The organism is Halocatena marina, from assembly GCF_023276375.1.
Lineage (GTDB): Archaea > Halobacteriota > Halobacteria > Halobacteriales > Haloarculaceae > Halocatena > Halocatena marina.
The window spans coordinates 1,152,919-1,173,898 of the sequence record NZ_JALLPK010000001.1; the positions used below are offsets into that span (position 1 = coordinate 1,152,919).

Consider the following 20,980-nt stretch of genomic DNA (forward strand, 5'->3'; position numbering starts at 1 on the left):
CAAGACAACCTCATGCATGGCATGGCGACGGAATACGTAGCAGCCCCGATGCCCGGTGTGTTTTACCGACGCACGGCCCCGGATGAGCCTGCACTTGTCGAAGTCGGAGACGAAGTGAGCGAAGGCGACACGGTTGCACTCATCGGAGTAATGAAGAATTTTCACGACATTACTGTTCCCAGCGATGGCGTCGTGGCGGATATCCTAATCGAAAACGAGGCGGAGGTCGAGGCCGGACAAGACGTCATTGAGCTAACTATAGACGGCTGAATCACCTATCGTCAACGACGCTCGGCACCCCAAGTCATAGCGAAGCACAACCGACGTAATCTACAACGCACCAGATGTGCGTCAATGAACGAAAATTCACACACTGTCAAAAGCAGCCGTAAATAAAGAAGTCAGTGAATGGAATACAGATTTTCCATACTAAATTGATATAGTTGGGGACAATCTTTTTATTGAGGTACGATGTTGGGAGAATATAGGAATAGTTCATGATGAAACTGACCGTTGTACCTATCGACACCTCATCCGCTGCTGGAGGTCCAATCGATGGCTGAAAATGATATATCGCTGATCGTAAATGGAACCGAGCACGAACTGACCGTCGAGCCGCGGACATTACTTGTCACGGCACTCCGAGAGGAACTCGGGTACACTGGCGCGAACGTCGGGTGTGATACTGCACGGTGCGGTGCGTGTACCGTTCGGTTAGATGGAGATGCGATCAAGTCCTGTCTGCGCTTTGCCGTTCAGGTCGATGGTGCGGAGGTCGAGACAGTCGAGGGACTTGGAGAACACGGCGACCTTACACCGCTTCAAGAGTGTTTTCAGGAGCACCACAGTCTCCAGTGTGGCTTTTGCACACCGGGAATGCTCATGACAGCGGATACGTTCCTACAGGACGCAGAGGCTCCATCGCGCGAGGAGATACGTGAAGCGATCGAAGGGAATCTCTGTCGGTGCACCGGCTATCACAACATCGTCGACGCAATCGAAGACACGGCCAATCGACTGGGTGAACGCTAATGAGTGGGGCAGAATCAGAGCGCGAGGAGCCAGACGTCGAGGGGGTATTCGGTGCTGGCATCAAACGGGACGAGGACCTCCCGCTGCTGCTGGGTGAGGGAACCTACACGGACGATATCTCTCTTCCCGGAATGACATACCTTGCGATCAAACGCTCAGATCACGCTCACGCGCGAATCGTCGATATAGACACGAGCGAGGCCGAGTCGAAGGCGGATGTGGTAGCGGTGTACACCGGTGACGATGTCGAGGCAAGCGGCGTTCCAAACACCATCCCGACGGCTTGGGATCTCCCCGGTCTCGTTCAACCACAGTACCGTATGCTTGCTATCGACAAGGTTCGTCACGAAGGAGATGGTGTCGCCGCAGTCGTTGCCGAAACACCGCAGGCGGCCCACGAGGCCCGCAAAAGGATTCACGTCGAGTACGAAGAACTCGAAGCTGTTACTGACCCGGTTACGGCTGTCGAGCGTGACATACCACAGATTCACGAAGAAAGCGATGACAACATTGCATTCGACTTCGAACTCGGGGACGCAGACGCGGTCAATGAGTCGTTCTCTGCCGCCGATCGCACAGCATCGGTGACTCTTCGCCAGCCCCGTCTGATTCCGAACGCGATAGAACCGCGGGCGGCCGTTGCCGACTGGAACGATTCGACCCAGAAACTGCGCCTCTGGATGACGAGTCAAAATCCACATCTTCACCGAATGTTGCTTTCGGCGGGCACACTCGGCATTCCGGAAAACAACATTCGGGTTATTGCGCCCGAAGTTGGCGGCGGCTTCGGCAGTAAGATCTATCACTACCCAGACGAGGCTATCACCGCCTGGTGTTCGATGCAACTCGGACGACCAGTCAAGTGGCGAGCGAGCCGTTCCGAGGGGTACCTGACCGATTGTCACGGCCGCGATCACGTCACGGACGCCGAAATCGCCATCGATAACGATGGGACGATACAGGGTGTCCGTGTCGAAACTCACGCCGGACTCGGTGCACACCTTTCACAGTTCGGTACCGCAACGCCATCGTATCTGTATGCGACCGTCCTCTCCGGTCAATACACGATCCCAGCGATTCACTGTCGCGTCATCGGCGCGTTTACCACCACAACGCCTGTCGACGCCTACCGTGGGGCTGGTCGTGCAGAGGGGATCTATGTCATCGAACGGCTCATGGATGTAGCAGCGCGTGAACTCGGAATGGATCCCACCGAAATTCGACGGAAGAACCTCATACCAGCCGACGAATTCCCTTACGAGAGTGCTGCAGCCCTCGTTTATGATAGTGGCGAATACGAGCGTGCAATGGAGACGGCCCTCGAGCACGTCGATTATGAAACTCTTCGTGAGCAGCAGCAGACGCTTCGAGAAGAGGGCCGATATCTCGGTATTGGCGTTGCCAATTTCATCGAGTCGGCCGGGCTATCCCCATCGGGACTTGCAGGGCAGCTTGGTGCACAGGCAGGCGGATGGGAGAGTTCCATCGTCCGTTTCGACTCGACAGGCAGCGTAACCGTTCTCGCTGGGACAGCTGATCAAGGACAAGGTCATCGCACGACGTACGCACAAATTGCTGCCGAGGAACTCGGGATTTCGGTGGACGACGTCGAGGTTGTAGAAGGTGACACCGACCGGATTCCACAGGGAATGGGGACGTATGGGAGCCGGAGCGCCTCGGTTGGTGGCGGTTCCATCGCTCGTGGTGCCCGCGACGTGCGCGAGAAAGCCCGCCGGATTGCTGCCCACCAACTTGAGGCGAGTGTCGACGATATCGAGTTCGAAGACGGAGAATTTTACGTCGCTGGCGCATCTGACCGGTCGCTTCACATTCAGGCGATCGCCCACGAGGCGTATCTCGGGCACGATCTGCCCGAAGAGATGGATCCCGGACTTGAAGCGACGAACTTCTACGATCCGGAGAATTTCACCTACCCGTTCGGGACGCACGTTGCTGTCGTCGAGATCGATCCCGAAACGGGTGCAATCACCATCGAGCGATACGTTGCTGTCGACGATTGTGGTGAAATTATCAATCCAACGATCGTTGAAGGGCAGGTTCATGGTGGTATCGCACAGGGGATCGGCGCGGCGCTGTACGAGGGGGCTGCCTACGACGAAGATGGTCATCTCCAAACTCGCCGAATGGACGAGTACGCCGTCCCACACGCGACGTATCTCCCTGACTTTGAGACGGACTCCACGGTCACACCCAGTCCTCACAATCCGATTGGCGTGAAAGGCGTCGGCGAGTCAGCGACTATCGCGGCAGCGCCGGCCGTCGTCGCAGCTGTCACAGACGCGCTCGAACCGTTCGATGTCGATCATCTCGACATGCCTGTGACGCCGGAAACAGTCTGGCGGGCAATGGAGGAGGAGTAATGTACACGAACGATTTCGAATACTACTGCGCTGAGAGCACTGACGAGGCGATCGAGTTGTTGACCAACCACGATGGAGCCGAACTCATCGCAGGTTCGCACGGATTGCTCCCTCGAATGCGTACTGGCGAGGAGGAACCACCAGTACTCGTGGATATCAACGCTCTGGACGAGCTCTCACTCATTGAGCGGGCTGACGGAGAACTCTCCATCGGTGCACTCGCCACTCATGCCGAGATTAGCGCATCCGAGATGATTCGAGAGGACGCGCCGGCGCTTTCGGATGCTGCCAGCGAGGTGGGTGATGTGCAAGTGCGAAATGGGGGGACTATTGGCGGTAATCTCGCTCATGGTGATGCTCGGACCGATCACCCTGCTGCCGTGCTCGCACTCGGTGGTTCACTCTCTGTTCACGGACCGGACGGAGAACGGTTGATCAACGCTGACGATCTCTTCGAAGGTCACTTTGAAACCGCCATCAGCGACCACGAGATCGTAACCGAACTCCGAATTCCGATAGATGAAAACACTACAAGCACGTATCTCAAGCGACGTAACCCTGTCTCCGGCTATCCCCTAGTAGGCGTTGCGGTGTGGCTGCAAACCGACAGCGATTCGATCGAAAACGCCCGGATCGCGGCAACCGGTTCTCTTTCCCATCCCACTCGCCTCCACTCTGTCGAAGACGAACTCAACGATACGACAATTGACGAGGAGACGGTTGCTACCGCAGCAGATCGAGCAGCGGAATCCTTTGATGAAACCGATTTCCGTTCAGATATGCGAGCATCACCTGCGTACTGCAGCCATCTGCTCTCGGTCTATACCGAGAGAGCGCTTCGGACTGTGCTGGATTAGACCGAGCGTTGATCTGGAATTAGACAACAAACGATTAGCAGCCTCACAAGATACAAGACAACCGCTGCGAACCATATCATATGGTAGCAATAGACATCAACTGTGACATGGGTGAGAGCTTCGGCAACTACTCAATGGGGAGAGACGATGCAGTGATGCCCTTTATCACCTCTGCCAACGTGGCGGGGGGCTTGCACGCCGGTGACCCACACGTGATGCGCGAGACAGTCGCGCTCGCTACGGAGTACGATGTTGGTATCGGCATTCATCCTGGATTGCCAGATATGATGGGCTTTGGACGACGGACAATGGATGCTACGCCGGAAGAGGTACGCGATTACGTCGTGTATCAACTGGGTGCACTCATGGGGTTCGCCGAGTGGATGTCGGTTGACGTTCAGCACGTCAAGCCACACGGGGCGATGTACTCGATGCTCTCAACGAGCGAAGCTCACGCTCGGGCCGTCATGGAGGCCGTCCTTGAGGTCAACCCCGACCTTATCTATCTGGCAACAGATATGAACATCTACGAGATCGCACAGGAGTACGACGCTTTGGACGCGGTGTTCGAGGGATACGTCGATCTCGATTATCGGTCTGATCGCACCTTAATCGTCGAGAAAGAGAAAGCAGCACCTGATCCCGAACTAGTAGCTGATAGGTTCGTCAGCATCGCAACGCGTGGTGAAGTCGAAGCGACCGACGGAACAATGATCGACGTTCCTGCCGATAGCATCTGTATCCATGGTGATGCGTCGAACGCTGTCGAAGTCCTCGAAACGATCCACGAGCGTATCGAGAGCGAAAACATCGAACTAACTCGTCTCGACGAACTGGTTGCCTGAACGTCTATACCTGTTTGCTGTCATAGAACGAGAACTGCCACATTCTTGTTCGTCGATGATTAACGAGAGACCGATTCAGACGTTCGAATCGCTCCTCTCGTCGAAGTGAATATATTCAGATGAGGTGTTATAGACCGTACGCTCGTAGACGAGCGTGATGCTATGCAACCTATGCGGCAATCCGTCGAAGAGAACAAAAGCGCACTGGCTGTACTCGACAGTCGAACGCTCGGCCTCCTCGGTGAAGGCGCACTGCCCCATTAGAGCGAGATAGAATGAGTAACGAGCCAACTGATCAGAGCCGAAAGCTACTCGATCGCCCGACGGCTCAGCAGTCCCCAACAAATGAGCAGGCCGTAACCCAGATTGAGGAGCGCTTCGTAACGCTCGAAACCGGATTCAATCAGAACGACCCTACGATGCTCGATCGCCTGTTCACCGCCGATGCGGTTGTGGTCGTTCCCGATGGAACCGTGGTGCGAGGATGGGAGGAGATCTACGCCTACCACACGGCGCGGTTAGAGAGCCCTGCTAATAACTGGCATACAAACTATTCGATCCCCATAATTATGTTCCCGAATGAGGATATTGCTGTCGTGCATACACGCCAGACCACGACAACCCCAGAGCGGACATTCACCAATCACGGCACTTCTGTGATGATCGAGACGGATGATGAGTGGTGGATCTGTGCTATGCAAAACACCAATGTGGTCGACAGGAGTCCGGAAGACGGGAGAGGTGACCCGGGCTGAACGCACACTGCTCTCTCGTCCAGTATCAGCAGGTGTTGACAGCGTGCACATCGATGACGTCGACGTACGTGTGTGCGACTACAGACGTTACAGAGTCAGTTGTTTTCTTATTTTCAGTCGATAATTCGAATTCGACGCGCTCATTTCAGGGCGAATGACTGTACGAAAAGTATTTGTTTTACGTGTCTGTGGGTTTCTCAACGATCTTTGAGGGCTTCGGCTGCGTTGTCTTGGGGTTCGTATTCAAGTGATCGGAGCGTGTGCGTCAGCGCAAGGCACCGTTCGTCGTTTTGAGAGATGGCATGGACGGTGAGTGGGTTCTGCGGGATCGGTGCCGTAGCGGCAGCAAACATGGCTGCTCGACAGTCCCGGAGACTCAGCCACATCGCACGTGCAAAGCGGGCATTCGCCTTTGGGAAGGGATTCTCCGACTGTTGTGTCTCGTGGAGTTTTTCCTCTGACATCAACCATCCGATCCGAACGTTGACGGCCTCGATATCGTATCGTCGGGCGTAGTAGTTACCGATCGCCTCCCCTGCAACTTTCGTAATCCCGTAGCACGAATCTGGATGCGGTGGGTCGTCGTGGTCGATCACCGGGGCGTCTGATGCCAGCGTTTCTGGTTCTGTCGGATCAACAGTCTCCATCCCGTTCACCGCATGATTCGAACTAGCGTACACGACACGGTCGAGATTGTTTCTCACAGCCGCGTAGTACGCATTGTATACGCCGTTGATATTCACCTCGTACAGATCGTCCCACTCCGCGTACGGTGATGGGTTTGCTGCAAGATGGATCAGTACATCGATATCGGAAATCGCATCGACGAATGCGTCTCGATCCATGACATCGAAAACGGTACTGTCCATATCATCGTGATCACGGTGAGTGAACAGCGTCAAATCCTCGTTGTCGAACGCAGTTGAAAGTTCTTTTCCGACGTTACCAGCGGCACCCGTGATTCCAATGTGAACCATACGTAATCATCGACGAGGACATACATAAAAGATCATTAATGATTTCGGCAGAGTGGGACACATTATCAATACAGGACCGACATTCATCTAACACAGTGGGGTTTGGTTGGTGAAGAACGACGCTCAATTTCGGAGATACTGCTGCTCGAGAAGTCAGCGTGCTCACCCTGTTGGATGTCACAGTAATGCTGTTTATTTATTGAAATCATTCTACCACAAACCTATGTCGATGCTCTCCCTTCTAGATCACTGTCTGGGTCAAGTATCAATCGTAACTGAGTAGCAAATCGCGTTGATCCCTAATCGAATGCCGATCGCAATTCCCGTTGACAGTCCACCGAACTGCTCCAGCCGATACCAGTCTCAAAGCCCATGAATCCACGAAAGCGACTCGGTCAAAATCTGATTGCTGAATCGAAAGCATACGGCTATACACTCACCATTTGGGGCAGTGGGGTGATCCTGTTTCATCACTATGGAACGCCCGGTATTCTCCATATCCTCTCGTATGTTGGCGGTGCCCTCGTCGCGTTTGCCATTCTCGCATTCATCGCATTTGACGCGTTGTTCAGCGACGTTGACAAGGAAAAACGCCCTCGGCTGATCGCCATGTCTATGATTCACATATTTGCATCGTTTGGGAATCTCCTCGTGAGCCACATCGTCGTCGTTGCTGCAGTTGCGCTTACGATACCAACCCTTCCGACTTTTCTTCTTATCGGATTCCAAGCCACTTTCACCTATAATATTCTCCTCCTCGTAGAGGAAGGTCTCGAGTGATTGGTAAACGTAGTGAGTCTCTCGTAGATCTGCTTTCGTGTTCAGTGTTGGCCCTTCTCCATTGACTACTGACGAGCTGTCTGTCTGCTCGTTGAACGGCTCGATCGGCATCTCATCGAGAAGCCGAGCTGTTTTGTAATGGCATAAGCGTGTTGCTGTAAATTACAAGCATACGCTTGTAATGGATTGCGTTGGTGTGTCACGGATGTCTATGTTCGAGAGATGTTACTTTCAAAGCAATCGAATCGTTCACGGTGGTACTTACCGCTCTCCAATTCGAAATTCGGCATGTCAGAGATCGATGCATGGAATGTACTCCGAGTGGTGAGGACCATCACATGTATGGCCAGGCGCGAGCCGCACGTTGCCACGTTGAAATATCGCTGATCCAACGGGCACTGATCGCCTTTTTCAGGAAGCGAGCGGGATGACCGCTAAAGGTGTTGATCGGGACGCCCATGATGCCGTGTGCAACGGCACGATCGCCGATAGAAACGACTGTTCCTTTGTTCACATACTCCCAATCGATTGGTTCTTGCCCGTTCATTGATCGAACGACGTTACGACCCAACACGTCCCCTGCTTCCCAGGCGGCTTGAGATGTTGGCGGTGCGGCGTTCGTCGCCGGTGATCGGCGAGCGATCGACCGCCAAATGAGCTCTTCACCCACTGGTCCTCGTTCCTCGTCCTGATCCATGAGAGCAGCATCCCCAACTGCGAATACGTTATCAGCACTCGTTTCGAGTGCCGAATCCGTATACACTCTGTCGTGGTCTTTATCGAGAGCAGCGTCGTCGAGAGCGGGTGGACCAGTGATACCACCAGCCCAAACGAACACGTCGTAGTCGATCGGATCACGCTCCTCGATTTGAACTGTCGAATCATCGACCGCAGAGATGGCAGCCTCGGTTTCGATGTCGACACCACTCTGTTCCAAGTGGTTCCGGATTGCACCCTGAAGCTCGTGGTCGTGACCGGGAAAGAGCTCAGCAGATCGCTGGAGGATCGAAACGGTGAGAGACGCACTGCTGTGGCTGTTCCCAAACGCCGCGATCTCTCCTGCGACTTCGATTCCCGTGAGTCCTCCGCCACCAACGATGATCTTCGCGGGATCGTCGTTCGATGCCTCGATAGATGTCCATTTAATCTCTTCGTGGATCGAAAGAGCATCATCGAGCGACTTCACAGTCAACCCGTGCTCTTCGAGCCCGTCAATGCCGTAGTACGCCGTTTCGCTTCCAAGGCAGATAATCAGGTCATCGTACTCGATTGTTTCATCGTCGAGTTCGACAACGCGCTCGTCGACATCGACGGCATCTACTGTTCCTTCGATGAAGGTCGTCTCTGGTGGCGTTATCTCGTCGATAGGGATGACAATATGCTCACGAGCCGCTGGTGTTCGGATGCAGCGATGGACTTCGTGAAGAAGGAGGTGGTAATCGTGCTCAGATATCCACGTCAGATCCACATCGTCACCGTCATCCAGTTCTGATTCGATCGCTTTGATGGATGCTGCTCCCCCATAGCCAGCTCCGAGCACAACAATTTGATGTGCCATGTTATCACACACGTCGGAAGAGCACAAAGGAGTATTCCCTGCACGCCAAATGAACATTTGAGCGACTACATTCACAACCCGAATCAAGGTACGTACTTGATCCAGTCAAGTATCGAAGCGACGATGGAGTTATGTAAATAGATAACGTTGTTGAAGCTACTCCAACGAACGACGAGTTGCTAAGCTGTGATTCGTTCGTTTTTGGAGTGGGGAAACAAGAATGTCAACACAAGAGCTTGGAATAATTGGACTCGGTCACATCGGTGGAAATCTTGCGCGCCAAGCGCTCGAAAAAGATATTCGTATCGTCGGGATGGATACGACAGCGAAGCCCGATATCGAAGAGATGGGTGCAACTGTGCTCGATGCGGACGCATACGAGACCTTTGCTGAAGAGCTATCACAACCCCGAGTGATTTATCTATCACTCCCAGCGGGGCCACTGATCGACGACGAATTGAACAATCTCCTTCCACACCTCGATGACGGAGACGTCATAATGGACGGTGGGAACTCGTTTTGGCGGGATTCGATGCGACGAGAGCAGCAGGTTTGGGACGACGGAATCTACTATCTCGACACGGGAACGAGTGGTGGGCCACCGGGTGCCAGAACAGCAGCATGCTTCATGGTCGGTGGCCGTCAGGACGGATTCGACATTGTCGAGCCGATCCTCGATACACTCTCGGTCGACCAAGGGCTGGTATACACGGGCGGGCCGGGTACTGGCCATTTTGTGAAGCTCGTTCACAACGGCGTTGAATTCGGGATGCTTCAGGCAATCGGAGAAGGCATCGAACTGCTCGAAGCGAGCAGTTTTGATCTGGACATGGAAGAAATCCTTACCAACTGGTCACACGGCTCCGTTATTCGAAGTTGGCTCGTGGAACTGATGGCGAAAGGATTCCGTCACGAGGATCAGTTCGAAGACGCACCTGACTTCGAAGACGTTCCAAATTACATTGAAGACACCGGCGAGGTGAACTGGTTGGTCGAGGAGGCAATCAAGAGTGAGACACCCATCCCCGTTATCTCGCAGGCCGTTCAGGAACTGTTCAAGTCCCGCGGAAACCAGAAACACGCGTACCAAGCAATTGCGATGATGCGTCACGGTTTCGGCTACCACCCCTTCGGAGAGTCGGAAGCCATCGCAGCAGAGCGAGAAAAAGGAATGGTTGAGGATAAATCACGTATCGAGATTGAGCGATCACCGTACGAGGAGAATCCGCTTTGAGAGAGCCTATGTCCCTCAGCTATCGTTTGCATCTGGGATATGGGAGACGCCGATACCACGTGGCTCCGGACCGGGATGGACGACGCCCTTCGTTCGTGTGATGTAGAGTGCGCTGTTGATGAGTCCGATGTGACTGAATGCCTGCGGAAAGTTGCCGAGCTGGGAGCCGGTCTTGTTGTCGACTTCTTCGGCGAAGAGTCCCTGTGGACTGGCGTACTCGAGAACGCTTTTGAACATCGATTCGGCGTGATCGATACGACCAGACAGCGCGAGTGCGTCGATGAGCCAGAACGAACAGAGAAGGAACGAGCCTTCATCTCCCGAGAGTCCATCGTCCCCATCGTACCGCTTGACGAGTCCATCGGTCGTGACGAGTTGATCGAGCGTCGCATCGATGGTTCCTTGGACCCGTGGATCATCAAACGGGAGAAATCCTGTTATCGGTATCAAGAGATTCGATGCGTCCAGCGATGACTGATCGTCGAACGAGCGGACGAAGGTCTTTTTCTCCTCGTTGTAACCGTCATCGAGCACCCGTTGCTTGATTGCGTCTCGCTGTTCTTTCCAGTGATCTGTCGGTCCATCGAACCCGGCATCATCAACGAGCTTCAGACCGCGATCAATTGCGACCCAGCACATCACCTTCGAATAGACAAAATGACTCGGATCGCTTCGAACTTCCCAGATACCGCTGTCTTTTTGCGTCCACGTTTTGCAGACGAAATTCACGATATCACGGAGATACGGCCAGTCTTCGGGTGGGAGATCCTTCCCGTATCGTGACGTCTCGTAGATCGCATCGACCAGTTCACCGTAGGTGTCGAACTGTAGCTGATCTTTCGCTGCATTCCCGACTCGAACGGGCTGTGAGTGTTTGTAGCCATCGAGAGGGAGATTGCGTTCACTGAGGTCTGCCCGCCCATGGAGACCATACAACGGCTGCATCTTACTCGGCGTTGCTCCGTGACAGCGCTCAATCACCCAGTGTAGATAGTCCTCGACTTCCTCTTTGTGACCGAGTTTGTAGAGCGCCTGTATCGTGAACGCGGCATCACGGATCCAGTTGTAGCGGTAGTCCCAGTTGCGACTCCCGCCAATCGATTCAGGAAGGGAGGCTGTTGGTGCAGCAGCAATCGCACCGCTGTCGTGGTGTGTGAGCAGCTTCAGTGCGAGCTCGGATCGAACAACGAGATCGTGCCACGCTCCTCCAAAGTCACAGTCGGACGTATCTGGTTCGTCGTGAACCCAGTCCTGCCAGAATGCGATCGTTTCATCCAGTATCGCTTTGGGTGCGTCCGTCAAATCTGAATCGTCGTGTTTCAGCGTGAGCCATCGCGTTTCACCATCGTCCAACGAAAGGGTGGTAACCACGCTGTCACCAGCATCAGTATCGCTATCGTTGCCAGCATCTGTACTCTCATCATCACTGTCGCGGTCACTGTCACTGTGATTGGCGTCTGCTGGTTCCCACGACGGAAGTCCTTCAAGGACGAGTCGTGTATCGTCGCTTGTTGCGATAGCGCCCGACTCAATCGATTGAAATTCCGGTGTCGAATCGGCGTAATCGAACGCCGGAGCGAATGTAACGTTCAAATCTACTGGACCCTCATCCGCACGTATCCGACGAAAAAGCGTTCGGTGTGAAACGTCGTGTTCGTACTCGTGTTCAGCGACGGGCATGAAGTCCGTGACTGTCGCCTGTTGATCCTGTGTTTTGAAGACGGTTTGTAGCACGTTCGTTTTATCTACGTACTGCTGGTCCGATTCGAACGATTCTGTCGGTTGAATCGTCCAATGACCGCCACGATCGCTGTCAAGAATTTTAGCAAACACACTCGGAGACTCCACGTGCGGAACGCAGTACCAGTCGATGGCACCGTCACGTCCGACGAGTGCACACGTTTCGAGATTACCGATGAATCCGTAGTGTTCGATTGGCTTATAATCCATTGTGTCCCTCCCCAGAGCCTCGGATGTGTACCGAGCCGAACCTCACCCAACGTTCGACGGGAAATCGCAAAAAGACTTCGTCGGTCACGTCGTGATTCTGGATCGAAATTCCGCGACACCCGATCCTGCCGATGACAGGTGAAAGAGCGCGCCTGCGCTTTCACCCTCCGTGTCACGATCGTTCCCACCGGCGGTCGTTACGTAGAGGTCTGTGTAGTCCGGGCCAACGAATGTCGGACAGGATACTTTATCGACTGGGAGTTCGATCCGTCCGATCTCTGTTCCGTCTGGCGCGTACTGTACGACGCGATGGCCGTTCCAACGCGCAGACCAGAGATTCCCATCCGCATCGACGGTCATACCATCGGGAACACCATCGTCTGCCGGCGTCTCGACAACGATGCGGCGGTTGGACAACTCGCCAGTCGACGTATCGTAGTCAAAGCAGTAGATGCGCCGTGCATTCGATTCAGTGAGATAGAGTTTCGTTCGATCGGGCGTGAACCCCATTCCGTTTGGGATGTCGTACCCGTCATCGAGTTCGACGATCGATCCGTCACGATCGAGTCGGTAGAGACGACCGAGTCGATCGTCCGTCGGCATCGTGCCACAGAAGACGCGACCTGCGGGACTCGCAATAACGTCGTTGAACCGGGAGTCGCGCTCCTCTGGGATTTCCTCAACGATCGGCGTCGTTGAGCCGTCGTCCCACTGGATGATCTGACCGCGATCCATGAAGAGGAGGAGGCTCCCGTCCGCTTGTATCGTCGTTGCACTGATGACGGAATCCTCATAGCGCAGTTCGTGTTCTCCCGTTTCCGGATCGTAGCTGAAGAGTCGTCCCCGAGGGATGTCGACCCAGTAAACGACGTTCTGATCAGGATGCCAGAGAGGCCCTTCGCCCGTTCGACAACGAGTATTTGCGACTACTTCTGGGTCCATTAGCTAATGTACGCCGGTCTCGACAATCAAACTTTTGTCGATAGCGTGGGTCTGAATAATGGTATGACTGGCTCGACGACCCACGTCGATGACACCGACGGCACTGAGGACGCCAATGAGCACAGTCGGTGGCCAATCGTCGCCGCAATCGGAGTGGCGGGGCTCTACTTCGGGACGGCCCTCGCACTCGTTGGGCTCGCTTCTGATGTCATCCCGTACGTGGTCGGACTCGTCATCGCGGGAAGTGGGATCGTCGTTGCAATCACGGGGCTCGGTGGGTGGCTCGATCAGGCATATATCAGCCAGTACTGGCGACAGCAGATCAGCGAGCGAAAGCACGAGTCGTACGAAGCGACGATGGGGCTGTTCTTGACGACTGACGCTGCGACCTTCGGTGCCGGTTTCGTCTACTACTTTTTTATTCGTGTTGGTGGATGGCCGCCATCAGATCTCCCGAATCTTTTGAGTTCGATTTTGCTCGTCAACACAGCCATGCTCGTTGCGAGCAGTTTCACACTGTATGCCGCACACAAGTCGCTTGAGCGGGGGCTGCGAAAGCGCTTTCTCGGTCTTCTCGGTGTGACGATCGTTCTCGGTGGAGCGTTCGTCGCGGGACAGGTGTACGAATACTACGGTTTCATCGTCGAGCAAGGGTTCACCCTCACCTCTGGAATTTTTGGAAGCGCCTTCTTCGGTCTGACCGGACTCCACGGGCTGCACGTTACACTCGGTGTGATTCTTCTCAGCATCATTTTCATCCGAGCAGTCCTCGGTCAGTATTCGGATCATCGGGACACATCGATCGTAACTATCTCGTTGTACTGGCACTTCGTCGATGTCGTCTGGCTATTTTTGGTCGTCGTTCTGTACCTCGGAGCGTCAATTGGATCGTAGCGGTCAGTCCGACTCTCTGTTCAGTCGATCGCGCGATGCTTCGCGTTCGAGGAGCTTCCGGTACACGGGTGGTGTAAGTATGCCACCGATTCCGAGTAGGATCGAGACGATTCCCAACGGGAAAAGCAGCGGATCGACGCTGAGGCAGTTACTCGCCCAGACCGTCGTCGCATAGCGCTGTTCGCCTTGATAGGTGACGAGTGCACCCTGTTGAAACGCCTGTCGGTGCGGAAACGCACCTCGAACGTCGCCCTCCATCGACGGTTTCCCGACTGCCGTTGTGAACGCTGTCTGTTCGGCGGGTGATAGCTCTGAAAACTGAAACTGCGGTAAGTTCGGACCGGACGGACCAGTCATCGTCTTCGTCTGTTCGGCCGTGGAAACAGCCACTGTCGGATTGCCACAGAGATCGAGCTGCTGTTGGATGACTGCGTATCCGCCGAGGACAGCGCCCGCAATACCGATAGCAACGAGAATCGTCCCGAGCAACGGCACGCCGTACGTGAGAAGTGCGGATCCCCCCGTCTGCTCGGTGCCAGGGAAATCTCGTCTCGGTGGACGATCCGAACTCATGATTCGCCGACCACCCCCGTCGAGAGATATTCGAACGTCGCTGCGAGTCCGACGCCGTAGAACCAGTGGGCGATCAGCACGAACACCACGTACCCGAGGAGCTGAAGTCCGGTCTGGTCGGTGTAAAACGCGATCATGAATCCGGACGAGATGATCGTCGCATACACAAGTCCCGTCACAACGCGGGGTCGTCCCGGTATGTACTCAGCCAGTGTGGCAAACAGCAGCGCCCACGTGGTAATCCCACCGATGAAAAACAGCGCGTAGCCTGCAATAGTTCCTTGTACGCCGACGAGACTAGCAATATCGGCAAATGACGAGAGTTGGAACACGCCAATGACGGTCGCGGCGAACAGCACGCCGCTCATCAACGTTGTCCCGACCAGTCCAGCGACTGCGGCGGTGCCGACGATTCGTACCGACGTGTCCGCGACGGGAACCAAATCACGCCGGATATTCGGACTCCCGACAGATCCATCAGTCGTGAACGATTGTCGAACCGTCTCCGGCTCTGTCGGTTCGATGCCGTACTTCGATTCGAGTTGCCGTTCGAACCACTGCCATTCGAGTGTGAACTGATTTGTCGATTTCAGATCCCAGACATCCGCGTTCGTGACTGGTGACCCGTTCCAGTACGACCAGATCATGTTGTACAGCCACAGGAGGACGCTGAGTCCGATGAGAAACCCACCGATGGTTGCTACGCGCTGAATGGGAGCGAACTGGGCAGGATACAACGCATATCGTCGCGGCATTCCCATCAACCCAATGATGAGAATCGATCCAAACGTCGTGATCGACCCGAAAACGAGCAGCAGCGACTGGAAAAATGCGAGTTGACGGTCGTACATCCGGTGTGTTATGATCGGATACCAGTAGTAGCTCGCAGCGAACATCATGAACGGAATGATTCCCATCAGGATCAGGTGGAAATGACCAACGACGTAGTACGTCCCGTGGTAGTAGATATCCATTGGAATCGTTGCGAGGAACACGCCTGTCACGCCACCAATGACGAACACCCCGATACCACTGATACTGAGCAGCATCGGCGCGGTCAATCGGATATTTCCTGACCAAATCGTCGTGAGCCAGTTGAACACTTTGATCGCACTCGGTACCGCGATAGCGATAGAAACAGCCATGAAACTCGCGCGAAGTCGTGGATCGATCCCCGTCGTGAACATGTGGTGGGCCCAGACACCAAACGACATCACGCCGATTCCAAGCGTCGAGTAGACGATGAACCGGAATCCGAACAGTTTTCGTCCGGCAAACTTCGGGAGCAACTGGCTCATCAGTCCTGTCGCTGGGATAAAGATGATGTACACCTCAGGGTGACCGAAGAACCAAAAGAGATTCTGCCACAGAATTGGACCGCCGCCACCGTCTGTCGCGTAGAACGCCGTGCCAAACGTTCGATCCAGCAAGAGCATAATGAGCGCGCTGCCGAGCAGTGGGAACACAAACAGGATGAGACCGCTCGTCGTCAGCATGTTCCACGTGAAGATATCGAAGTTGGACCAGTTGATGTCCTCGCTGCGCTCGTAGATGATCGTGACGATGAAGTTGATCGCACCAAGTGTCGTCGCAATACCGCTCAAGTGCAACCCAATGAGTAAGACACTGACTTGTGGATTCGCCGACTGGGTCGATAGCGGTGTGTACAGCGTCCACCCGAGTTGTGGCTCCTGCAGCGTTTGGAAGAATCGAACGATCCAACCAGATGCAAAGAGACCGAATATCTGGCTGGCAATGTTCGAGAGCAGCCCTGTCCGTGCCAAGAGCAACGATGGGGGAAGGAGCCAGAACCCGATGGCGTTGAGACGGGGAAACGCCATGTCGTCTGCACCGACCAGGAGCGGGATGAAATAGTTTGCAATACCGAAGAACACTGGTGTCACAAAAAAGAACAGCATCGTGAGACCGTGCATCGTAAAGAGCGCGTTGTACGTCTCTGTTGCCCAAATGTCGGGCGTCGGCGTGAGCAGTTCCGTCCGAATCATCATTGCGTCCGTCCCGCCCCAGAGCGCTGCGAATGTACCAAATACGATGTACAGTATGCCGATGTCTCGGTGGTTCGTCGTCGTCGTCCAGTAGGTTATTCGGTCGATGAGTGACTCGAAGCCACGACCAAACTCTCGCTCTGTCGGGAGGCCTCCGTCGGGTTCTACGGCACGGTGGCGTGCAAGACGAGCGACCAGCCAGCAACCGGCCAGCACTCCCCCGAGTATCGATAGTTCCACGATGGCACGGCTCATATCAAAGAATCTACTGCCACACGCTCTTTCGACTCCCACCCGTCCATATCTACATACCGCAACGCGCAGAAATATAAATTCGCGGGCTTCACTACTGATTGTATTCAAACAGATCTTTGATGTGGTTGCTCTGTGAGTGACTGAACTCACGAGAGTAGTGTCTGTTTTCATGTAGTCACGTAGTGATACATACACTAAATGGATACAAACGGACTAGTCCGATCTCGAACCGACGTTTTGTGCCAACAAGGAGGATTTGTCCGATCGCCTTCGGAGAGCTTTCTGTTAGATGATCACATCACACAGCGCTCGTTAGTTATATGAATCAGTGTACCGACTTACAACGGGATGCGATTTCGTCGCGCAGGAGTTGTGGGTGGATATATCTGCTTCGTCCTGACGATGTTGTTAGTGACGCCAGCAACAGCGCAGTCGGTGAATAAAGAACTCATTGATCAGTTCAACGCTCAGCTACTCTACGTTGCACTTCCATTGATGTTGTTTGTTGAAGTGATTCTCGTGTATGCTGTTGTTCGCTTTCGAAACAACGACAATCCGCTGCCGACGACAAAGGATCGTTCGCTCGAAATCACGTGGACGGTGGCAACAGCGATTATTCTCCTGTTCGTCGGTGTCACGGCGTACGCAGTGCTCGCTAATCCCTACATCACGCCACAGCAACCAATGAACTCCCAACAATCCAATGCGGGCGCGTCCTTCTCTGATTTCTCCGAATCGTCAAGTGAATCTGATCCCGTCGTTGTCAACGTCCTCGCCTATCAGTGGGGATGGCAGTTCTCGTATCCCAACGCAAATATCACGACCCAAGGCGAGCTCGTCGTTCCGACGGACACGAACGTTCGACTCCGAATGACCTCTGTCGATGTGGTTCACTCGCTCTTCATTCCCGAACTCGGGGTCAAACAAGATGTTTTCCCGGAGCAAACGACCGTTATTCGAACGCACGTCTACGAACCTGGTCAGTACCAACTGTACTGCACAGAGTTCTGTGGCTCCGGTCACTCTCGGATGAAGGCGGATGTCCGTGCCGTGAACGAAAGCCAGTACCGTCAGTGGACCCAACAACACCGTGGACAACGGAACACCACGAACGCGACTTCACCAGCCCTCGTTCTGTGATATTTACATATCGTTCCACGCAGTGAGAGCGCGCTTCGGTGAGGAGATGGACGTGATCCAGCGTGCTGAGACCGCTCGTTTGAGTGTGCGCGCGGCGGGGCCGCTGAAGGTGTTCATCGGAACTCCAATAACGTTGTGGGCGACGACTTCGTCACCGACAGAGACGAGCGTTCCTTTGTTGATATACGCCCAGTCGACTGGCTCTGAGCCGCTGCGAACACGAGCGATGTTGTTCCCGATCTGTTTGCCCGCTTCTATTGCGGCTTCCGCAGTCGGTGGTGGGACGTTCTCCGTATCTGGGTTGACGATGCGCTGCCAGACGGTCTGTTCGTCAAACACGTTCTCTTCGATCTTAGGATGGACGAATGCCGCATCACCGATGGCGTACACGCGATCTGCGCTCGTCTCGAACGTCGAACTCGCATTCGCTCGGCTGTGATTCGTTTCTATCGTGGTGTCAGAAAGCGCATCCTGCCCGGTAACGCCACCTGCCCAAACGAGAACGTCGTAGTCTAAGTCGTCGACTTCCTCGAACTGCATCGTCCTCTCATCGACAGCGATACACGTCGCGCCGGTATGAACGGTGACGTTTGCCGCTTCAAGCTTCTTCCGGAGCGAACCCTGAAATTCGGGATCGTGGCCCGGAAAGATGTGAGCTTCCATCTCGACGAGATGGAGCTCGACGGGAGCACTCATTTCGTCGCGCCACGCAGCGATCTCACCCGCGGTTTGAATGCCCGTGAGACCAGCCCCCCCGATGACGATCTGTGCCGGTTCATCCCGTGTAGCGTCTTTCGCTGCGTTCGTGATCTGGTCGTGAATAGAGCGCGCATCGTCTGGACTCTTGAGCGTGAGTGCGTGTGCTTCGAGCCCCTCGATACCAAAGAAAGCGGTTTGGCTGCCGATGGCGATGATGAGGTAATCGTAGCCGATGGTGCGATCGCCGTCAATGATGACGTCGCGCGCTTCGGTTTCGATCCCGGTGACGGTTCCGCGGACGAAGCGAGTATGATCGGATTTGATATCCTCGATTGGGATCGTGAGTTTGTCACAGATGCTTGGATCTCGGATGCAGCGGTGGGCTTCGTGGAGCACGAAATGATGTGGTTCCTTCGACACCCAGACGAGATCTGGATGTTCGAGTTCGTTTTCGAGACTTCGTATCGCAGCGGTGCCGGCGTATCCGGCACCGAGAACGACAATTTGTGGTGGCATGTCCTGTAATACTCCCTGTTGATCTTTCGGTTGTGGTCGTCGATGCGAGCAGGCGGTTGACGAGCTTGCTCTGATCGAGAAGCGACGACTGCATCACCTGATGCGATTCTCCGAGACACCGACCGCAATCGAGTGACAGTAGTTCGGTTTCGCTTCCGATGACTGATTGTTTTGTGTCATACACTTTGCTGTCGTCTCATGCCCCCCTAATGATTGAGCCTACGAAAGCAAGGTCGTATCATCGATGGCACACCTCAGTTACGACGTTCGAGCGACACTCGGTTGGATTCCAAATCATTTCAATTGTAGCGATCGATAGGAACAGCATGCATGAACAGACTCAACGGTTAAGAAGCTGCTCTGTGACCATGGAGCATGGCACTTTCAGAGATCGACAGCCTCACCGATGAGATGGCCCAGTGTATCGACAGCTGCTTTGAAGCCGTGCAAGCGTGTGAGTGGTGTGCCGACGAATGTGCGGATCACGGTGAGGAGACGGCGCGGTGTCTCCGACACTGCCGGGACACAGCAGATCTCGCGGCCCAATGCGCACGGATGTGTGCTCGCGGATCGTCGTTCAACACACAGATGGCAGAACTCTGTGCTGAAGCCTGTGAAACGTGTGCCGATGAGTGTGACCAGCACGATCACAATCACTGTCAGGTGTGTGCCAGCGTATTGCGAAATTGTGCCGAACACTGTCGCAACGTGGCATAGACAGACAGCTCTACTCCGCTCCGCTCCACTCCACTCTGCTCTGCTCTGTGATTTCGTTTACAAAAATTTGATTTTTCCGTCTTGTTTAGGCCGATATGAGACCTTTTTCGCTATCCGCTATCTCACCGATCTGTCTCAGCGTGAGGTCCTCAACTCCGCTCGCGCGACAGTATCTACCCGGATGGGACCTGACCGTAATCGAACGCTTCACCGATTCCCGAGAGTTCATCAAGCGCGTCCTGTTCTTCTCGGAGATTTTGTTCAAGCAGATCGGCAGCATCGTCCATACCGAGCCGGGCGGCTATCGGGATGAGATTTCCGTAAGCGGCGATTTCGTAGTGTTCGGATTTCTGTCCTGCAGCGATGTTGTATCGGTCGAGAACGTGTTGGTCTGGATCGTGGGTGAGGAATTTCTCGTGATCTTCGATCAACCCTTTGACCGCATTGTCTGTCTTGGCCTCGGGTTGCTCATCCATCATCTCGAAGACCGTCTCGATACGATCGATGTGTTCTTGGGTTTCTGATCGGTGCTCTGAAAAGGCCGTTTGTATGGCTTCTTCCGAAGACTGACGTTTCATCTCTTCGAGGGCATCGACGAGCTGCTGTTCGGTGTAATACGTCTGCTTCAGTCCGTCTCGGAAGAGTTCATCGAGGTTATTTGCACACATGGGTACTCCCCATTCGCAACGACGATGATGATTTCAATAAGTAGTCTCCCTGCACACGAGCGCTGCTTGACGCTGTCCGATTTGAACAATGAATATCGGATGCGTCCGTTGAGCCGGTCGATGAAGCGGATTTTTTGGAGGAACGTGGAATTTGCTGGGCGATCGTAGCACAGCACTGAAGAAATGGGTATCCACAATCGC

The 20,980-nt window shown here is 54.4% G+C and carries 19 protein-coding genes; 11 read left to right on the forward strand and 8 right to left on the reverse strand.

Annotated features, from left to right (window positions below):
- Positions 1-21 precede the first annotated feature (21 nt).
- From MW898_RS05350 to MW898_RS05375, 6 genes are all read left to right on the forward strand, one after another.
- A complete protein-coding gene (locus MW898_RS05350; protein ID WP_248905263.1) occupies positions 22-270 on the forward strand; it encodes an acetyl-CoA carboxylase in 249 nt (82 codons plus the stop codon).
- A 285-nt stretch (positions 271-555) separates the two neighbouring features.
- Positions 556-1,032: a (2Fe-2S)-binding protein gene (locus MW898_RS05355; protein WP_248905265.1), complete on the forward strand. Its 477-nt coding sequence runs from the start codon at positions 556-558 to the stop codon at positions 1,030-1,032.
- Entirely contained in the window at positions 1,032-3,413 is a 2,382-nt protein-coding gene (locus tag MW898_RS05360; RefSeq protein WP_248905266.1) for a xanthine dehydrogenase family protein molybdopterin-binding subunit, read from the forward strand. The genes MW898_RS05355 and MW898_RS05360 overlap by 1 nt, the downstream gene beginning before the upstream one ends.
- Positions 3,413-4,270 (forward strand): FAD binding domain-containing protein, encoded by an 858-nt coding sequence (locus MW898_RS05365; protein WP_248905269.1) that lies wholly within the window; start codon positions 3,413-3,415, stop codon positions 4,268-4,270. The genes MW898_RS05360 and MW898_RS05365 overlap by 1 nt, the downstream gene beginning before the upstream one ends.
- Positions 4,271-4,350: 80 nt before the next feature.
- Positions 4,351-5,115 (forward strand): LamB/YcsF family protein, encoded by a 765-nt coding sequence (locus tag MW898_RS05370; protein WP_248905271.1) that lies wholly within the window; start codon positions 4,351-4,353, stop codon positions 5,113-5,115.
- Positions 5,116-5,390: 275 nt separating this feature from the next.
- On the forward strand, positions 5,391-5,870 hold the full coding sequence (locus MW898_RS05375) for a YybH family protein (RefSeq protein ID WP_248905273.1): 480 nt from the start codon (positions 5,391-5,393) through the stop codon (positions 5,868-5,870).
- Between the two features lie 197 nt (positions 5,871-6,067).
- Here the strand turns inward: MW898_RS05375 and MW898_RS05380 are convergent, their stop codons facing one another.
- Complete coding sequence (locus MW898_RS05380) at positions 6,068-6,847, reverse strand: NAD-dependent epimerase/dehydratase family protein (protein WP_248905275.1); 780 nt, start codon at positions 6,845-6,847, stop codon at positions 6,068-6,070.
- 372 nt (positions 6,848-7,219) lie between these two features.
- Here MW898_RS05380 and MW898_RS05385 point away from each other — a divergent pair, with 372 nt between their 5' ends.
- Positions 7,220-7,627: a hypothetical protein gene (locus MW898_RS05385; RefSeq protein ID WP_248905277.1), complete on the forward strand. Its 408-nt coding sequence runs from the start codon at positions 7,220-7,222 to the stop codon at positions 7,625-7,627.
- A 334-nt stretch (positions 7,628-7,961) separates the two neighbouring features.
- On the opposite strand, the gene MW898_RS05390 is transcribed toward MW898_RS05385, so the two are convergent.
- A complete protein-coding gene (locus MW898_RS05390) occupies positions 7,962-9,185 on the reverse strand; it encodes an NAD(P)/FAD-dependent oxidoreductase (RefSeq protein ID WP_248905280.1) in 1,224 nt (407 codons plus the stop codon).
- A gap of 220 nt (positions 9,186-9,405) precedes the next feature.
- On the opposite strand from MW898_RS05390, the gene MW898_RS05395 reads away from it, so the two are divergent.
- Positions 9,406-10,419, forward strand: a complete 1,014-nt coding sequence (locus MW898_RS05395; RefSeq protein ID WP_248905282.1) for an NADP-dependent phosphogluconate dehydrogenase — start codon at positions 9,406-9,408, stop codon at positions 10,417-10,419.
- A 15-nt stretch (positions 10,420-10,434) separates the two neighbouring features.
- Here MW898_RS05395 and MW898_RS05400 read toward each other — a convergent pair whose 3' ends face one another.
- Together MW898_RS05400 and MW898_RS05405 are read right to left on the reverse strand one after the other, a co-directional pair.
- On the reverse strand, positions 10,435-12,369 hold the full coding sequence (locus MW898_RS05400; RefSeq protein ID WP_248905284.1) for a glycoside hydrolase family 15 protein: 1,935 nt from the start codon (positions 12,367-12,369) through the stop codon (positions 10,435-10,437).
- 84 nt (positions 12,370-12,453) lie between these two features.
- Positions 12,454-13,311, reverse strand: a complete 858-nt coding sequence (locus tag MW898_RS05405; protein ID WP_248905286.1) for an SMP-30/gluconolactonase/LRE family protein — start codon at positions 13,309-13,311, stop codon at positions 12,454-12,456.
- Between the two features lie 63 nt (positions 13,312-13,374).
- On the opposite strand from MW898_RS05405, the gene MW898_RS05410 reads away from it, so the two are divergent.
- Positions 13,375-14,205 carry a cytochrome c oxidase subunit 3 gene (locus tag MW898_RS05410; RefSeq protein ID WP_248905288.1) on the forward strand — a complete coding sequence of 277 codons (831 nt, stop codon included), beginning with the start codon at positions 13,375-13,377 and terminating at the stop codon, positions 14,203-14,205.
- A gap of 3 nt (positions 14,206-14,208) precedes the next feature.
- Here the strand turns inward: MW898_RS05410 and MW898_RS05415 are convergent, their stop codons facing one another.
- Positions 14,209-14,778, reverse strand: a complete 570-nt coding sequence (locus MW898_RS05415; RefSeq protein WP_248905290.1) for a DUF7979 domain-containing protein — start codon at positions 14,776-14,778, stop codon at positions 14,209-14,211.
- Positions 14,775-17,039 carry a DUF6789 family protein gene (locus tag MW898_RS05420; protein ID WP_248905292.1) on the reverse strand — a complete coding sequence of 755 codons (2,265 nt, stop codon included), beginning with the start codon at positions 17,037-17,039 and terminating at the stop codon, positions 14,775-14,777. The genes MW898_RS05415 and MW898_RS05420 overlap by 4 nt, the downstream gene beginning before the upstream one ends.
- Positions 17,040-17,387: 348 nt before the next feature.
- Here MW898_RS05420 and coxB point away from each other — a divergent pair, with 348 nt between their 5' ends.
- Complete coding sequence (coxB, locus tag MW898_RS05425; RefSeq protein ID WP_248905294.1) at positions 17,388-18,179, forward strand: cytochrome c oxidase subunit II; 792 nt, start codon at positions 17,388-17,390, stop codon at positions 18,177-18,179.
- Positions 18,180-18,182: 3 nt separating this feature from the next.
- Here the strand turns inward: coxB and MW898_RS05430 are convergent, their stop codons facing one another.
- Positions 18,183-19,394, reverse strand: coding sequence for an NAD(P)/FAD-dependent oxidoreductase (locus tag MW898_RS05430; RefSeq protein WP_248905296.1), 1,212 nt, complete (start codon positions 19,392-19,394; stop codon positions 18,183-18,185).
- 375 nt (positions 19,395-19,769) lie between these two features.
- Here MW898_RS05430 and MW898_RS05435 point away from each other — a divergent pair, with 375 nt between their 5' ends.
- The gene (locus MW898_RS05435; protein WP_248905298.1) at positions 19,770-20,111 is read left to right on the forward strand and encodes a four-helix bundle copper-binding protein; all 342 of its coding nucleotides are present in this window, start codon (positions 19,770-19,772) and stop codon (positions 20,109-20,111) included.
- Between the two features lie 173 nt (positions 20,112-20,284).
- Here MW898_RS05435 and MW898_RS05440 read toward each other — a convergent pair whose 3' ends face one another.
- Positions 20,285-20,779: a YciE/YciF ferroxidase family protein gene (locus MW898_RS05440; protein ID WP_248905300.1), complete on the reverse strand. Its 495-nt coding sequence runs from the start codon at positions 20,777-20,779 to the stop codon at positions 20,285-20,287.
- Positions 20,780-20,980: the final 201 nt, after the last annotated feature.

Excerpts from the sequence above, each read along its gene's own strand:
- MW898_RS05400 (WP_248905284.1), bottom strand. The coding sequence starts at position 12,369 with ATGGATTATAAGCCAATCGAACACTACGGATTCATCGGTAATCTCGAA.
- MW898_RS05385 (WP_248905277.1), top strand. The coding sequence starts at position 7,220 with ATGAATCCACGAAAGCGACTCGGTCAAAATCTGATTGCTGAATCGAAA.
- MW898_RS05405 (WP_248905286.1), bottom strand. The coding sequence starts at position 13,311 with ATGGACCCAGAAGTAGTCGCAAATACTCGTTGTCGAACGGGCGAAGGG.
- MW898_RS05410 (WP_248905288.1), top strand. The coding sequence starts at position 13,375 with ATGACTGGCTCGACGACCCACGTCGATGACACCGACGGCACTGAGGAC.
- MW898_RS05375 (WP_248905273.1), top strand. The coding sequence starts at position 5,391 with ATGAGTAACGAGCCAACTGATCAGAGCCGAAAGCTACTCGATCGCCCG.
- MW898_RS05420 (WP_248905292.1), bottom strand. The coding sequence starts at position 17,039 with ATGAGCCGTGCCATCGTGGAACTATCGATACTCGGGGGAGTGCTGGCC.
- MW898_RS05435 (WP_248905298.1), top strand. The coding sequence starts at position 19,770 with ATGGCACTTTCAGAGATCGACAGCCTCACCGATGAGATGGCCCAGTGT.
- MW898_RS05390 (WP_248905280.1), bottom strand. The coding sequence starts at position 9,185 with ATGGCACATCAAATTGTTGTGCTCGGAGCTGGCTATGGGGGAGCAGCA.
- MW898_RS05355 (WP_248905265.1), top strand. The coding sequence starts at position 556 with ATGGCTGAAAATGATATATCGCTGATCGTAAATGGAACCGAGCACGAA.
- MW898_RS05360 (WP_248905266.1), top strand. The coding sequence starts at position 1,032 with ATGAGTGGGGCAGAATCAGAGCGCGAGGAGCCAGACGTCGAGGGGGTA.
- MW898_RS05370 (WP_248905271.1), top strand. The coding sequence starts at position 4,351 with ATGGTAGCAATAGACATCAACTGTGACATGGGTGAGAGCTTCGGCAAC.
- MW898_RS05395 (WP_248905282.1), top strand. The coding sequence starts at position 9,406 with ATGTCAACACAAGAGCTTGGAATAATTGGACTCGGTCACATCGGTGGA.
- MW898_RS05415 (WP_248905290.1), bottom strand. The coding sequence starts at position 14,778 with ATGAGTTCGGATCGTCCACCGAGACGAGATTTCCCTGGCACCGAGCAG.
- MW898_RS05380 (WP_248905275.1), bottom strand. The coding sequence starts at position 6,847 with ATGGTTCACATTGGAATCACGGGTGCCGCTGGTAACGTCGGAAAAGAA.
- MW898_RS05365 (WP_248905269.1), top strand. The coding sequence starts at position 3,413 with ATGTACACGAACGATTTCGAATACTACTGCGCTGAGAGCACTGACGAG.
- MW898_RS05440 (WP_248905300.1), bottom strand. The coding sequence starts at position 20,779 with ATGTGTGCAAATAACCTCGATGAACTCTTCCGAGACGGACTGAAGCAG.
- MW898_RS05350 (WP_248905263.1), top strand. The coding sequence starts at position 22 with ATGGCGACGGAATACGTAGCAGCCCCGATGCCCGGTGTGTTTTACCGA.
- coxB (WP_248905294.1), top strand. The coding sequence starts at position 17,388 with ATGCGATTTCGTCGCGCAGGAGTTGTGGGTGGATATATCTGCTTCGTC.
- MW898_RS05430 (WP_248905296.1), bottom strand. The coding sequence starts at position 19,394 with ATGCCACCACAAATTGTCGTTCTCGGTGCCGGATACGCCGGCACCGCT.